Annotated in this window: 11 protein-coding genes; 7 read left to right on the forward strand and 4 right to left on the reverse strand. The window is 70.2% G+C overall.

Annotation, left to right across the window (positions count from 1 at the left end; genetic code table 11):
- Positions 1 to 8 precede the first annotated feature (8 nt).
- The gene (locus tag ACFC96_RS38340) at positions 9 to 1,961 is read right to left on the reverse strand and encodes an amino acid transporter (protein WP_340456818.1); all 1,953 of its coding nucleotides are present in this window, start codon (positions 1,959 to 1,961) and stop codon (positions 9 to 11) included.
- A gap of 344 nt (positions 1,962 to 2,305) precedes the next feature.
- On the opposite strand from ACFC96_RS38340, the gene ACFC96_RS38345 reads away from it, so the two are divergent.
- Both ACFC96_RS38345 and ACFC96_RS38350 read left to right on the forward strand, forming a co-directional pair.
- Positions 2,306 to 3,070 carry a DUF4118 domain-containing protein gene (locus ACFC96_RS38345; RefSeq protein WP_376616855.1) on the forward strand — a complete coding sequence of 255 codons (765 nt, stop codon included), beginning with the start codon at positions 2,306 to 2,308 and terminating at the stop codon, positions 3,068 to 3,070.
- A gap of 218 nt (positions 3,071 to 3,288) precedes the next feature.
- Positions 3,289 to 5,178 carry an APC family permease gene (locus ACFC96_RS38350; protein WP_376616857.1) on the forward strand — a complete coding sequence of 630 codons (1,890 nt, stop codon included), beginning with the start codon at positions 3,289 to 3,291 and terminating at the stop codon, positions 5,176 to 5,178.
- Positions 5,179 to 5,316: 138 nt separating this feature from the next.
- Here ACFC96_RS38350 and ACFC96_RS38355 read toward each other — a convergent pair whose 3' ends face one another.
- The 3 genes from ACFC96_RS38355 to ACFC96_RS38365 form a co-directional block, all read right to left on the reverse strand.
- On the reverse strand, positions 5,317 to 6,345 hold the full coding sequence (locus ACFC96_RS38355) for a S66 peptidase family protein (protein WP_340456814.1): 1,029 nt from the start codon (positions 6,343 to 6,345) through the stop codon (positions 5,317 to 5,319).
- 177 nt (positions 6,346 to 6,522) lie between these two features.
- Positions 6,523 to 7,809 carry a cytochrome P450 gene (locus tag ACFC96_RS38360; protein ID WP_376616859.1) on the reverse strand — a complete coding sequence of 429 codons (1,287 nt, stop codon included), beginning with the start codon at positions 7,807 to 7,809 and terminating at the stop codon, positions 6,523 to 6,525.
- Between the two features lie 29 nt (positions 7,810 to 7,838).
- On the reverse strand, positions 7,839 to 9,215 hold the full coding sequence (locus ACFC96_RS38365; RefSeq protein ID WP_340456812.1) for a glutamine synthetase family protein: 1,377 nt from the start codon (positions 9,213 to 9,215) through the stop codon (positions 7,839 to 7,841).
- A gap of 346 nt (positions 9,216 to 9,561) precedes the next feature.
- On the opposite strand from ACFC96_RS38365, the gene ACFC96_RS38370 reads away from it, so the two are divergent.
- Genes ACFC96_RS38370 through ACFC96_RS38390 form a run of 5 tightly spaced genes read left to right on the forward strand, consistent with a single transcriptional unit; the run spans position 9,562 to position 14,251 of the window.
- Positions 9,562 to 9,750: a ferredoxin gene (locus tag ACFC96_RS38370; RefSeq protein WP_340456811.1), complete on the forward strand. Its 189-nt coding sequence runs from the start codon at positions 9,562 to 9,564 to the stop codon at positions 9,748 to 9,750.
- A 1-nt stretch (position 9,751) separates the two neighbouring features.
- Complete coding sequence (locus ACFC96_RS38375) at positions 9,752 to 10,996, forward strand: NAD(P)/FAD-dependent oxidoreductase (protein WP_376616861.1); 1,245 nt, start codon at positions 9,752 to 9,754, stop codon at positions 10,994 to 10,996.
- A gap of 13 nt (positions 10,997 to 11,009) precedes the next feature.
- The gene (locus tag ACFC96_RS38380) at positions 11,010 to 11,816 is read left to right on the forward strand and encodes an acetoacetate decarboxylase family protein (RefSeq protein WP_376616863.1); all 807 of its coding nucleotides are present in this window, start codon (positions 11,010 to 11,012) and stop codon (positions 11,814 to 11,816) included.
- Between the two features lie 34 nt (positions 11,817 to 11,850).
- Positions 11,851 to 13,314 carry an aldehyde dehydrogenase gene (locus tag ACFC96_RS38385; protein ID WP_340456808.1) on the forward strand — a complete coding sequence of 488 codons (1,464 nt, stop codon included), beginning with the start codon at positions 11,851 to 11,853 and terminating at the stop codon, positions 13,312 to 13,314.
- Entirely contained in the window at positions 13,307 to 14,251 is a 945-nt protein-coding gene (locus ACFC96_RS38390; RefSeq protein WP_376260956.1) for a 3,4-dihydroxyphenylacetate 2,3-dioxygenase, read from the forward strand. Before ACFC96_RS38385 ends, ACFC96_RS38390 begins: the two co-directional genes overlap by 8 nt.
- The last annotated feature ends 4 nt before the right edge of the window (positions 14,252 to 14,255 follow it).

Here is a 14,255-nt window from a genome sequence, read left to right on the forward strand (position 1 = left end):
CGGGGTGTTCAGCTCACGTGGACGTGGGGGCGGCGGGCCGGGTCGGGTTCCGCCTCCCGCAGGACCTCGCGGGTGACGGGAGCCACCTCGCCCTGGCCGAAGAGGAAGAAGCGCAGGAAGTTGGCGAGGGGATTGCCCTCGGTCCACTCGAAGTAGATGTGAGGGACTCGGCCGGTGGTGTCGCGGATGTGCAGGAGCAGGGCGGCCAGGGCGTTGGGGATGGAGGTGGCCTCCAGGCTGAGGACCCGGTAGCGGCTGTGCAGCACCTCGCCGCGTACGTTCAGGTCTCCTTCGAACTCCGACGGGTCGAGCACCGTGACCTCGACGAAGACGAAGTCCTCCTGGGCCGGGACGTCGTTGTCGTGGCGGATCTGGTCGATCTTCTCGCGGTACTCGGCGATGTCGCGGTTGTCGGGCTCGTTCGCGATGAACCTGACCTTGCGGCTGGCGATGTCGCGTACGAAGCGCTCGGCCATGTCGTCGAACGTGACGTGGGTGACTCGCAGTTCGAAGGCGCGGGCCAGCCGGGAGAGGAACGAGACAAGCATGATGCCGGCGATGAAGCAGGCACCGATCTTCACGCCGTCCGGGCGCTCGATGACGTTGACGACCGTCGTGTAGAGGAACACCGCCGAGATGATGCCGAAGCCGATGGCCCAGTTGCGCTGCCGGGCCTTGCGCGCGGCGATGGTGACGGCGATCGCGGCCGAACAGATCAGGACGAGAACACCGGTCGCGTAGGCGCCGCCCTGCGCGTCGACGTCGGCGTCGAAGATCCAGGTCACCAGGAACGCGATCAGGGTGAAGACGATCACCATCGGACGTACGGCGCGGGCCCAGTGCGGCGCCATGCCGTAGCGCGGCAGGTAGCGGGGCATCAGGTTGAGGAGTCCGGCCATCGCGGAGGCGCCCGCGAACCACAGGATCGCGATGGTGGAGATGTCGTAGACCGTGCCGAAGGCGCTGCCCAGGTACTCGTGCGCCAGATACGCGAGCGCCCGGCCGTTGGCCTGGCCGCCGGACTCGAACTCCTTCTCCGGGATGAGCAGTGTGGTGACGAAGCTGGTGCAGACGAGGAACACACTCATGATCACGGCGGCCGTGGTCAGCAGCTTCTTGGCGCCCCGGATACGGCCCGTCGGCCGCTCCTCGGTGTCGGTGGGGTCGCCCTTCACGTGAGGCATGACCGCCACGCCGGTCTCGAAGCCGGAGAGGCCGAGCGCGAGCTTGGGGAAGACCAGCAGGGCGACCCCGATCATCGCGAACGCGTTGCCGTGTTCGGCGGTGAGCGCCGTGGACCAGTCGGTGATCACATGCTCCTTCGTGATCACGTGCCAGAGGCCGGTCACCACCACCACGACGTTGAGCGAGAGGTAGATGCCGACGAGGACGACGGCGACGCCGATCGCCTCCAGGAATCCCTTGAGGAACACCGCGCCGAGCAGGGCCACCAGGAACAGGGTGATGACCATCTGCTTGTTGTGCAGGGTGTCCGTCAGATGGGGGTTCTCCACGAGGTGGGTGGAGGCGTCCGCCGCCGACAGGGTGATGGTGATGAGGAAGTCGGTCGCGGCGAAGCCGAGCAGGGTGAGGACGAACAGCTTGCCCTTCCAGAAGGACAGCAGCCTCTCCAGCATCGCGATCGAGCCCTCGCCGTGCGGGCTCTCCTCGGCGACGCGGCGGTACACCGGCAGCGCGCCCACGAGAGTGACGATCACGAGCACGATGGTCGCCACCGGCGACAGCAGACCGGCCGCGAGAGCCGCGATGCCGGGCTGGTAGCCGAGGGTGGAGAAGTAGTCGACGCCGGTCAGACACATCACGCGCCACCAGGGCTGCCCCTTGTGGGACGGCTCCGTCGTGGTGTCCGCCCCTTGCGGGGTGGTCTTGGCCATGTCGGACAGGCCCTCGAGCATCCACGCGCGCAGGCGACCCGTACGGGGCCCGTGGGTGGTGGCCATCGGTGTACTCCTGACGTGCTGCCCAGCCCGGGGTCCCGGCCATCGCACGGACGCCGGGGCCGACGTCCACAGCTCGCGAGAGCCAGGCCCACGCCCGGCTCCGCGCTGAGAGGAACGGCGCCCCTCGTCCGTGCCGCCCATTGTCACCACGGGCCGGAGGATCGGCACGGCGACGGAGTGCAACCGGCGGAGGTCGCGACCGGGCGATGGACGGTGTTCACGCCACGCAGCACACTGGAAAGGAAGGCAGGTCACGCGGCTGCCCCCGCACTTCGCGGGGCGGGCGGAGCACCCCCGTGATACGTAGATCTGGGGGCGGTGCCCGAGAGCTGGAGGCGACGCGTATGACCGGCAACCCGCTGACCGGCTACCCCGTGCGGGACCGGATCGCACTGGCCGCGGGCCTCGTCGGTCCCTTCCTCGTCGCGCTCGTGCTGATTCCCTTCCGCACCGGCCTCTCGGCCACCAACGCCGCCCTGATCCTGGTCGTGGTGGTCGTCGCCGTGGCGGCCGTCGGCAGTCGTGTGGCGGGCGCGGTCGCGGCACTGTCGGCGGCGGCCTGGTTCGACTTCTTCCTCACCCGCCCGTACCAGCGGTTCAGCATCACCGACTCCGGCGACGTCGGGACGGCGGTGCTGCTCCTGGTCGTCGGAGTGATCGTGTCTCAGCTCGCGGCCCGCGCGCGCCGGCTGAAGGTGGTCACGGTGACGGACGCGGAGTACCTCGCGCGCATCCACGGGACCGCCGATCTCGCCCAGTCGACAACCTCCGCGGACGCGGTCGTCGGCCATGTGCGCGACCAGCTGACCGAACTGCTCGGACTGCGCGGCTGCCGATTCGAGTACGGCACTCTCCTGGGGCGGCCCCCGCGCCTGGAACAGGACGGGAACGTGGTCGTCGGCCGCAGGCGCTGGGACGTCGACAGCGGGGGCTGGCCCGACGGCGAGATCGAACTGCGCGCGTACGGCAACGGCCAGTACCTGGGCCGCTACATGCTCACGCCCGGACCGGGCCCCGTCCCGTCGCGCCAGGCCCGCCTCGTCGCCGTGACACTCGCCGATCAGACGGGTGCGGCGCTGGACATCACACGCCCGGCGAAGGGTGCCTGAAGGGCGGGGCGGGACGCTCGCCCGGTGCCGTGGAGCCGGGCGCGCCCAGCGCGTCGTGACCGTTGTGGCGGCGGCCGGTGAGCATCGCCTCGTATCGCGACGTATGCGGCGCGTGAAGAGTGCTCCGGCGCGCGTATGGATCACGGCAAGAGGGCTGGGCCCCTTGCCGCACGGCATCCACGCTGGTCCTCGGATTGCTCGATCGGAGGACCAGCAACATGGTCGTACACACAGGCGGCGCGAAAACGGCGGAACGCGGCGACGGAGTGGAGGAGCCGCCTGATACCCCCGGAGCGACAGCTTCCCGGGCCGGTGACCGGCACAAGCTCACCGCCCTCCAGGGGCTCGCCGCGCTGTCGCTGGACGCGATGGCCTCGGTGGCGTACGGACCGGAGTCGATCGTTCTGGTGCTGGCCGTGGCCGGTGCCTACGGGATGGGGTTCACGCTTCCCGTCACGCTGGCGATCGCCGCGCTGCTCGCGGTGCTGGTGGCCTCGTACCGTCAGGTCATCGCCGCGTTCCCGGACGGCGGCGGCGCGTACGCCGTGGCCAAGCGGCACCTCGGGCGTCGCACCAGCCTGTTCGCCGCCGGTTCCCTGATCCTCGACTACGTGCTGAACGTCGCCGTCTCCGTCACCGCCGGTGTCGCCGCACTCACCTCGGCCTTCCCGCAGCTCTACGGCGGACGGACCTGGATCTGCCTCGGCGTCCTCGTCCTGGTCACGGCCGTCAACCTGCGCGGCGTGGTCGACTCGGCCAGGGCGTTCCTGCTGCCGACCGCCCTGTTCGTCGGCTCGGTCCTCGCGATGATCGTGGTCGGGCTCCTCCGCGACGGCCCGGTCAGCACCGCTTCGGCCGACGGCCACACCTCCGCTCTCGGCGACAGCGCCACCACCGTGGGAGCCCTGCTGCTGCTCAAGGCGTTCGCGGCCGGCTGCTCCGCCCTCACCGGGGTGGAGGCCGTGGCCAACGCGGTGCCGTCCTTCCGCGCCCCGGCCGCCCGGCGCGCCCAGCGCACAGAGGTGGCGCTCGGCGCTCTCCTCGGCGTGATGCTCATCGGCCTGTCCCTCCTCATCGGCCGCTTCCATCTCCGGCCGGTCCAAGGCGTGACGGTCCTCGCACAGCTCGCGGACGCCTCGCTCGGCCACAACGTGGCCTTCTACGTGGTGCAGTTCGCGACGATGGTCCTCCTCGCACTCGCCGCCAACACGTCCTTCGGCGGACTGCCCGTACTGACGAGCCTGCTCGCCCGCGACAACCACCTCCCGCATGTGTTCGCCCTCAAGGCCGACCGGCAGGTGCACCGGCACGGGGTGCTCGCGCTGGCCCTGGTCTCCGCGCTCCTGCTGGTCCTCTCCGGCGGCGACACGAACACTCTCGTACCGCTCTTCGCGATCGGCGTGTTCATCGGCTTCACCATCTGCCAGGTCGGCATGGTCCGGCACTGGTACGGCTGCCGGGTCGAACGCTGGCGACGGAAGGCCGTCCTGAACGGCTTCGGCGCCCTGCTGACCGGCGTCGCGGGAGCGGTCGTCACCGCCACCAAGTTCACCGAGGGCGCCTGGCTCATCGTCCTCGCCCTGCCACTGCTGGTCCTCGGCTTCGAGCGGGTGCATCGCGCGTACGGCCGTATCGGCCAGCGCCTCGAACTCGGCCGCATCCCCGAACCGCCCAGGCGCGCCCGCTCGGTGGTCGTCGTACCCGTCTCGGGTCTGTCCAAGCTGACGTGCAAGGCGCTCACCGCGGCCCGTTCGCTGGGCGACGAAGTGCTGGCGATCACCGTCACGCACCCCGCTCCGGAGGATCGTCGCGAGGCCGAAGCCCTGTACCGGGACTGGGAGTTGTGGAACCCGGGGGTCGACCTCGTCGAGCTCGGCTCACCCACGCGCGGCCTCGGCCGGCCCGTCTCGGCCTATGTACGCGAGCTGACCGCCGCCCGCCCCGACTCCCAGATCACCGTACTGATCCCCGAAACCGAGTCGGCGCGCCTCTGGCAGCGTCTCCTGCAGAACCAGCGCGGCTCCGTCGTCGCGCACGCGGTACGCCGCGACACCGACGCGGTGATCTGCCGACTCCGCTTCCGTGTCGACGACACCGACGGGCGCTGAACGGCCCGCTCGGTCTTCTTTGTCCAGGGACGTCCGACCGTGCGCCGGATCCCGTCACCTCGCCCCGACGGGGCAGTGGGCGGGTGTTCGGGCGGGAGCGTTCCGGGCCGACGGGCCCGGGCCCTCCCGCCGGCGTCGTCAGGCCAATGTCTGCGTGAGTTCGCTTCGGGTCGACGTGTGGACGATGCGGCCGAGCGCGCCGTTGACGATGGGCATGTAGGGCGGCAGGTGGCCGCATTCCAGATCGGCGATGATCGGCACGTCCAGGGAGCCGAGTGCGTCGAGCACGGCCTCGTGCTGGGTGAGGGTACGGCGGTCCGGCGCGTTGGTCCGGCCGACGAGGATCGCGTTCGCGTGGTCGAAGAGACCGGCGAGCTTCATGCCGTGCAGGTTTCGGCAGATCGTGAACGCATTGTCCTCGGCCGCCTCGACATAGATGAGGAGTCCGTCGGGAGCCTCGTCCCGGGCGAAGGCCGAGGCATCGAGGTAGGGGGTTCCCGCGAGATCGCACATCGTCTCGATGCAGCCCCCGATCAACCGCCCCTCGACGTCCACGTCACCGCTGCCGTCGAGCCGGGTCCAGGTGCCCTGGGCGTTCAGCGTGTACTCGCGGACGTCCGGGAAGACGGCGAAGTCGTCGAAGCCGCTGGAACGGTGACGGCCGGGCGGAGTCTGCGTGAAGCGGTGGCCCGGGGGAGCCTCGACGATGTCGAGCCACGTCAGCAGTCCCTCGGGTACGCGATAGGGCGTGTCCATGAGGTTGTTGCCGTGGACGGTCGCGGTGCCGGTGAGCAGCGTCAGCGGCGCGATGAGGGTCGAGATGTCGGAGAACCCGACGAACCACGTGGGCTCGGCCTCGCGCAGCCGGTCCCAGTCGAGCAGAGGGATCAGATCGATCGCCGTCTCCCCGCCCCACGGCGGGACGACCGCCCTGATGGCGGGATCGGTCAGCATCGACATCAACTCGCCGGCACGATCGGCGGCCGAGGCGCTGACGTGCCGGGACCCGTCCATGCAGCGCCCGACCACCACCTCGTACCCGCGGCCTTGCACCTCACGGACAGCGACCCGCAGGCGCTCACTCATCTCCTTCGAGACACCACTCGACGGAGAGGTGACACCGATACGGTCACCGGGACGCAAGGGGCGCGGGTATCGAACCGACATGCGCGGATTCTGACACGAGGCGCTGCGTGCCCGACAGGGGTTTGTGACGCGCTGAAGTCGCCTGCCATGAGCCACTGCATGTCCCGCTGCCAGGGTTCGGGGGCGGGTGGTGCGGCTGCGCGAGCTGACCGATCTCGCGCAGCGTCTGTGCGGCAACTGACAGCCAGGGAGAACGTGTCAGGCGAGGGTGACCTCCACGGGGAGCTTCTTGATCCCGTTGACGAAGTTGGAGCGGACGCGCGGGACCTCGCCCGTGAGGCGGATGCCTGCCAGGCGCGGGATCAGCTCCTCGAACATGATGCGGATCTCGGTGCGGGCAAGCAGGTTGCCCAGGCACAGGTGCGGGCTTCCCTTGCCGAAGGTGACGTGGTCGTTGTCCGCGCGGGTGACGTCGAAGTCGTACGGGTTGCCGAAGACCTTCTCGTCACGGTTGCCGGAGGCGTACCACATGACGACCTTGTCGCCCTCCTTGACCTGCTTTCCGCCGAGTTCGACGTCGCGGGTCGCGGTGCGGCGGAAGTGGTAGACGGGGGACGCCCAGCGCAGGAACTCCTCGACCGCCGTCGGGATCAGGGAAGGGTCCTCCTGGAGGCGGGCCAGCTGCTCGGGGTGCTGGAGCAGCGCCAGCATGGAGTGCGTGATGGTGTGGCGGGTGGTCTCGTTGCCGGCGACCACGAGCAGCAGGAAGTAGTTGTCGAAGTCCTGTCCGGACAGCGGCAGTCCATCGCGAGGGGTCTCGTTGACGAGCTTGGAGACCAGGTCGGTGCCGGTCTTGCCGCGTCGCTGACGGGCCAACTCACGCCCGTACTCGAAGACTTCCAGGGATGCGGGGGAGCGGAACGGCAGGTCGCGGTACTTCTCGCTCTCCTCGCTGCCGAGGAGGACGTCCGCGTAGTCGGGGTCGGTGTTGCCGATGATGCGGTTGCCCCAGTCGATGAGCTGCTGGTTGTCCTCGGACGGCACGTCCAGGAGGCGGGCAAGGACGTTGATGGGGAAGTCGGCGGAGACCTCCTTGACGAAGTCGAAGCTGCCCTTGGCGAGCGCCGCGTCCAGGGTCTGGGCGGTCAGCCCGCGCAGGAAGTCGGTGTAGCTGTTGATGACGCTCGCGCCGAACTGGCGCTGGAGGAGGCTGCGCATCGCGCGGTGACGTACGCCGTCGAGTTCCAGGATCGAGGCGCGCTTCTTGATCTGGTCGTCGTCGACCTCTTCGAGATTGACGAATTTGGTGGAGGTGAACGTCTCGGCGTCGCGGTCGACGCGTGCGATGTCCTCGTGCCGGGTGACGGCCCAGAAGCCCGAGTTGGGGGCCTCTTCCGGCTGCCAGTGGACCGGGTCCTCGTGGCGCAGGGTGTGGAACATGCGCCAGGGGGTGACGCCGTCGGTGAAGTTGTCGAGGTCGGCGAGGTCGACGTCGGCGAGCGCCAGGGGCTCGGTCGGGTCGATGGCGTCGGTCGGGTTCGTCATGAGGGTGCTCCTGAAGGGGGTGCGGCCGGTCAGAGGTGGTAGGAGTACTCGGTGAACTCCCAGTCCGTGACGTGGTGGTTGAAGCGGTCGACCTCGTCGCGCTTGTAGGTGAGGAAGGACTGGGTGAAGTCCTTGCCGAGGACCTCGGTCAGGGCGTCGTCCGCTTCGAGGGCGTCGAGCGCGGCGGGCAGGGTCGTCGGCAGCAGCTGGGACTTCTCGGGGTCGTAGCCGTAGCCCTGCAGGGGCGCCGGCGGCTCCTTGCCGTCCTGGATGCCGAGGAGAGCGGCGGCGCACAGCGCCGCGGTCGCGAGATAGGGGTTGGCGCTGGCGTCGCCGAGCCGGAGTTCCAGGCGGGCGCCGGAGCCGCGCTCGGGCGGGATGCGGACCATGGCGCTGCGGTTGTCGAGGCCCCAGTCGATCAGCCACGGCGCGAGGGTGTCGGGTCCGAAGCGCTTGTACGAGTTCACGGTGGGGTTGAGCAGGGCCGCGAGCGCGGGTGCGTGGGCGAGGATGCCGGCGATGGCGTGGCGGGCGGTGTCCGACAGACCGTAGGCGCCCGAGGGGTCGTCGAAGACGTTGCGGCCCTCCTCGGCGACGGAGTCACCGGCGGCTTCGCCGGAGAAGTGGAGGTGGAATCCGGAGCCTCCCGCGTCGTTGAAGGGCTTGGCCATGAAGGTGGCCAGCTTCCCTTCCTTGCGGGCGAGTTCCTTGACGGCCGACTTGAAGAGGAAGGCGCGGTCGGCGGCGTCCATCGCTCCTGAGTGGGTCAGGTTGATCTCGAACTGGCCCGCGTCGAACTCGTGGTTCGCGCTGATGACGCCGATGTCGAGGTCGCGCAGCTTGCGCAGGGTGGGCAGCAGGTGGTTGTCGGCGTCGGCGCGCAGTCCGGCCGTGTAGACCACTCCGGCGACGCCCTGTCCGTAGCGGCGCCAGCCGGTCGGCGCGGCCGTGTCCTGTTCTAGCAGGAAGTACTCGAGCTCGGGGCCGACGACAGGTCGCAGCCCCGCTTGTTCGCAGCGGGCGAGTACCGAGCGCAGCAGGTCGCGCGGGGACTCGGGGCTGGGGGAGCCGGTCGCGGGGTCGGTGGTCTCGCCCAGGCACCAGGCGACGCCCGGCTCCCAGGGCAGGCCGCGGGCGGTGGAGAGGTCGGGTCGTACCGTCACGTCGGGGAGGCCCGCGTCGAGGCCGCCGCGGACCGGGACCACGCCGCCCTGAGGGGTGGTGTGGTAGACGGCGCGGCAGAAGGCGAGGCCGTGGTCGCAGGCCGAGGGCAGATGATCGAGCAGGACGTCACGGGCGCGGTCGGTGCCGATCAGGTCGGGATACGTCACCCGGACCACGTCGATGCCGTCGGCGGCGAGCCGGTCCATGGCGGTGCGGACTTCTGGGGTGTCTTGAGCGCTCACCGATGTCTCCTCGGCGGATGTGAACGGGGGCGTGGTGGCCGGCAGCCGGGCGGGGTGGCCCGCCCGGCGCGGGTCCGGCGTCGGGGTACGGACGCCAGACCGACGTCCACCCCGTTGTTTGGTGCCAAACGGTATGGGCGGCCGCCCCTCTCCGCAAGGGGTGCGGGAAAAGAATTTATCCATCTGGATAGCTCTTGACCAGGGTCCGTTCGCTTCCTATGTTGTTTGAAGCCAAACGAGTTGGGGAGTGCGGCCATCCGTACCCCTTTGGCAGGGGCCCGGCCATGGAGCCGGGCCCCACTTCCCTCAGTGCGCCCCGACGCCCTCACCTCCAGGAGGACCGGCCATGAAGGTCGTCGTCGACATGAACAAGTGCCAGGACCACGGACAGTGCGTCTTCTCGGCCCCCGACGTCTTCCAGCTGGACGACAATGGGCGCCTCGCCTACGTCAGCGACCCCGACGAAGCCTTGCGCGACGAGGTCGAGGAAGCCGCCGACGTCTGTCCGCTGCAGGCCATCCGGATCGAGGCCTGACATGGCCGAGACGGCTCACGCCCCCCGGACCCCGGGGCGCGTCGTCGTGGCAGGCGCCTCGATGGGCGGCCTGCGCGCCGCCGAACAGCTGCGCGCGGCCGGCTGGACGGGTGCGATCACGGTCATCGGTGACGAGCCCCATATGCCGTACAACCGGCCGCCGTTGAGCAAGGACGTGCTCGCCGGAACCACATCCTTCGAGTCGCTCGCGTTCACGCCCCGGGCGAGCGCGGCGGACGTCGAGTGGCGACTGGGCACGACCGTTGCCTCAGCGCGCCTCGACGAGCGTGTCGTCGGACTCGACGACGGCACGGAACTCGCCTTCGACGGCCTGGTCGTCGCCACCGGCATGCGGCCCCGCAGGCTGCGCTGCGACGGTCCCTCGGGTCCCGGCAGCGGCCGGCACACCGTGCGCACCCTCGCCGACGCCCGGGGCCTGCGTGACGAACTGATCCGGCCGGGCGTTCGCGTGGTCGTGATCGGCGCGGGCTTCATCGGCTGCGAGGTCGCCGCCACAGCCAAGGGCCTCGGCGTCGCCGAGGTGACGGTGGTCGACCCCGAACCGCTGCCGATGCTGCGCCCGCTCGGCGAACTCCTGGCCCGCTCCCTGCGCCGGCGCCACGAGGAACGCGGCGTGCGCTTCGCCCTCGGTGCGGGTGTCGCGGGCTTCGAGGGCGAAGGCCGGGTGACCGGAGTCGTCCTGACCGACGGGACGGTGCTTCCGGCCGATGTGGTCGTGGAGTCCGTCGGCTCGGTCGCCAACACCGAATGGCTGGACGGCAACGGCCTGGATCTGTCCGACGGAGTGCTGACCGACGAGCAGCTGTGCGTCGGCGGCCACCCGAACGTCGTCGCCGTCGGTGACGTCGCCCGCTTCCCCAACGCCCGCTACGACGGCGTACCCCGTCGCGTCGAGCACTGGTCGATCCCCACCGACACCGCCAAGCACGCCGCCAAGAGCCTCGTGGCCCATCTCGTCGGCACCGTGGCGCAACCCGCGCCGTTCGCCCCGCTGCCCACCTTCTGGAGCGACCAGCACGAGTTCCGGCTGCAGTCGTTCGGCGCGCCCGCTCTCGGCATCGCCGACGTGCGCGTCCTGGACGGCGACCCGGAAGGTGACGTCCTCGTCGGCTACCACAGAGACGACCGGCTCGTCGGGGTGGTCGCGCTCGGCGGCCCCGCCACCACCACGGGCGCCGCCCGCTACCGCGCCCAGCTCCTCGCGCAGCCCGCCCTCATCTCGTAAGGAACCCCCAGTCATGGCCAGCGTCCGTGGATACTTCCACCCCAAGACGGCGACCGGCGACGCCTCGCTGATCCCCTCCCCGCCGTGGCACTACTCCGGCGACCTGCTCACCGTCGAGTACCGCACCGACCCCGCCCGGGTGCGCGAACTCCTGCCCGAACCCCTGGAGTTGGCGGACGAGGACCCCGGCGCCGTCGCGCTGATCTGGGCCGACTGGCAGTCCTGTGCCGCGGACGGGAGCCAGCTGCTCGACCCCGTGCTCGCCCAGTACAAGGAGGCCTTCGCGGTCGTGCGCTGCCAGTACAAGGGGCGCACCTACTCGCGCTGCGTGTACATCTGGGTCGACAAGGACTTCGCCGTCGCGCGCGGCCTGCACCAGGGCTACCCGAAGAAGCTCGGCTCCATCCACCAGACGCGCCCGCATCCCTACGGGCCCGCCCCGCGGATCGAAGCCGGCGCCCGCTTCGGCGTGACCCTCGCCGCGGCCGACCGCCGTCTGGCCCAGGCCGTGGTCACCCTGCGCGAACCGTCCGAGACCAACGGCTTCGTCAACAGCCACCCGATGGCCCACCACCGCTGGCTGCCCTCCGTCGAGAAGGGCAAGGGACTGGCTCTCGACGAGCTGATCGAGACCGGCGCCGCGTCCTTCGAGGCCGGTGAGGCGTGGGCCGGTGACGCGGAGTTGGAGCTGTTCGAGGCACCCACCGAGGAACTGGCCCGACTGGAGATCAGGGAGCCGATCGGGGCGTACTACCGGCAGGTCGGCGTGGTGTGGGACGGCGGCACGCTGCTCGAGTCCGGCACCTCCGGAGCCGAGTGACTCCCGCCCACCACAAGCCACTTGGAGACTGGAAATGAGCGAACACACCCTCACCGTGGCCGGTGTCACCGTCGACACCCGGCACTGGATCGGCGGCGAACGCGTCGCCTCCGCCGACACCTTCGTGGACGTCTCGCCGATCGACGGGAGCGTCCTCGGCGAGATCGCCCGCGGTACTGCGACAGAAGCGTCGGCCGCCGTCGCCGCGGCCCGCGCGGCCTTCCCCGGCTGGGCGGCCACCCCGCGCGCCGAACGGGCCCGGATCCTGCACGCCGTCGCCGACGCCGTCGACAAGCGCATCGAGGACTTGTCGATCGTCGAGACCCACGACAACGGCGCCCTCCTGCGCTCGCACCGGCGCGGAGTGATGCCCCGCGTGGCACACAACTTCCGCTTCTTCGCCGACTGGCTCGTGGGCCTCGGCCACGACGACTTCGACACCCGCGGCCACACCAACCACGTCAGCTGGGACCCCGCGGGCCCCTGCGTGCTGATCACCCCGTGGAACGCGCCGCTGATGCTCGCCACCTGGAAGATCGCCCCGGCCCTCGCCGCGGGCAACACCGTGATCCTCAAGCCCGCCGAGTGGTCGCCCCTCACCGCGTCCCTGTTCGCCGACATCGCCGCCGAGGCCGGGCTTCCCGCCGGGGTCCTGAACGTCGTGCAGGGCTACGGCGCCGAGGCGGGCAGCGCCCTCGTCTCCCACCCCGACGTGCGCCGCATCAGCTTCACGGGATCGGTGCCCACCGCGAAGACCATCGCCGCCGCGGCAGCCGCCAACCTGGTGCCCGCCAGCTTCGAACTCGGCGGGAAGTCACCGCTGTTGGTCTTCGCGGACGCCGACCTCGACCTCGCCGTCGACCTGGCCGTGGAGCAGTACGACAACGCCGGACAGGTCTGCCTGGCCGCGACCCGCATCCTCGTCGAGGAGACGATCGCGCAGGAGTTCACGCGGCGCTTCACCGACAAGGCCTCGGCCCTGCGGCAGGGAGACCCGCGCGACGAGAGCACCGACATCGGCCCCAACATCCACACCCGTCAGCTGGACAAGATCGACGGCTTCGTCCAGCGGGCCCTCGCGGCCGGAGCCCGCGCCGTCATCGGCGGCCGACGGGGCGAAGGCCAGTACTACGCGCCGACCCTGCTCACCGACGTCGCCCAGGACTCCGAGATCGTTCAGGAGGAGGTCTTCGGCCCCGTTCTGACCCTGCAGACGTTCACCGACGAGGACGAGGCCGTCCGCCTGGCCAACGACACCCGATTCGGGCTCGCCGCCACCGTCGTCACCGGCGACCGCGGGCGCGCCGCGCGCGTCACCGACCGGCTCGTCGCCGGCACCGTCTGGGTCAACTGCTTCTTCGTGCGTGACCTCCAAGCCCCCTTCGGCGGCTCCCGGCACTCCGGAGTGGGCCGCGAGGGAGGCACCTGGAGCTTCGACTTCTACTGCGACCTCAAGAACACCGTGACGGCGCCGAAGGGCTGGCAGGACCATGGGTGAGATCGTCGGGGCGGGGCTGCTCGCCCACGTGCCCACCGTCGTGCTCCCGCGGGAGACGCGCCTGGAACTGAACGAGGGCAAGGAGATCACCCTCGTCACCGGACTGAACGAGTTGCGGCGCGACGTCTTCGAGCGCGATGCCCCCCATGACTACGACACCGTCGTCGTCCTGGACTCGCACTGGGCCACCACCGTCGAATTCGTCGTCACCGCACAGCAGCGCCGGGCCGGCCTCTTCACCTCCGAAGAGCTCCCCCGCGGCATGTGCCGGATGCCCTACGACTTCCCGGGCGACCCCGAACTCGCCCAGAACATCGCCGGTTCCGCGGACAAGCACGGCACCTGGATCACTGCGATCGACGACCCGTACCTGCCGATCTACTACGCCACGACCAACCTGTGGAAGTTCCTCGGCGAGGGCCTGCCCGACAAGAAGTGGGTCACCATCGGCGTCTGCCAGACCGGTGACATGGAGGATCACCTGCGCCTCGGACGAGCGCTCGCCGACGGCATCGCCGCCACCCCGGGCCGCCGCGTCCTGCTCATCGCCTCGGGCGCCCTGTCGCACACTTTCTGGCCGCTGCGGCAACTGCGTGACCACGAATCGAGCGACCCCGCGCACATCTTCACCGACGAGGCGCGCGAGGCGGACCTCGAACGCATCGCGTGGTTCAAGGAGGGCCGCCACGACAAGGTCATCGACACGATGGACGAGTTCTGGAAGTTCAAGCCCGAGGCCAAGTTCTTCCACTACCTGATGATGGCGGGCGCCCTCGGTGAGCGCGCCTGCGTCGCCACGGCCCGCCAGTACGGCGAGTACGAGAACTCGATCGGCACCGGCCAGGTCCACCTGTGGTTCGACCGCCCCGCCGGCGGCTGGACCGGCAGTGGTCTGCCCGCACAACCCGCCCCGCACAACCCTCACAGCCGCGCCTAGGAGC

This window comes from Streptomyces sp. NPDC055955, from assembly GCF_042270245.1.
In the GTDB taxonomy this organism is placed as follows: Bacteria; Actinomycetota; Actinomycetes; order Streptomycetales; family Streptomycetaceae; genus Streptomyces.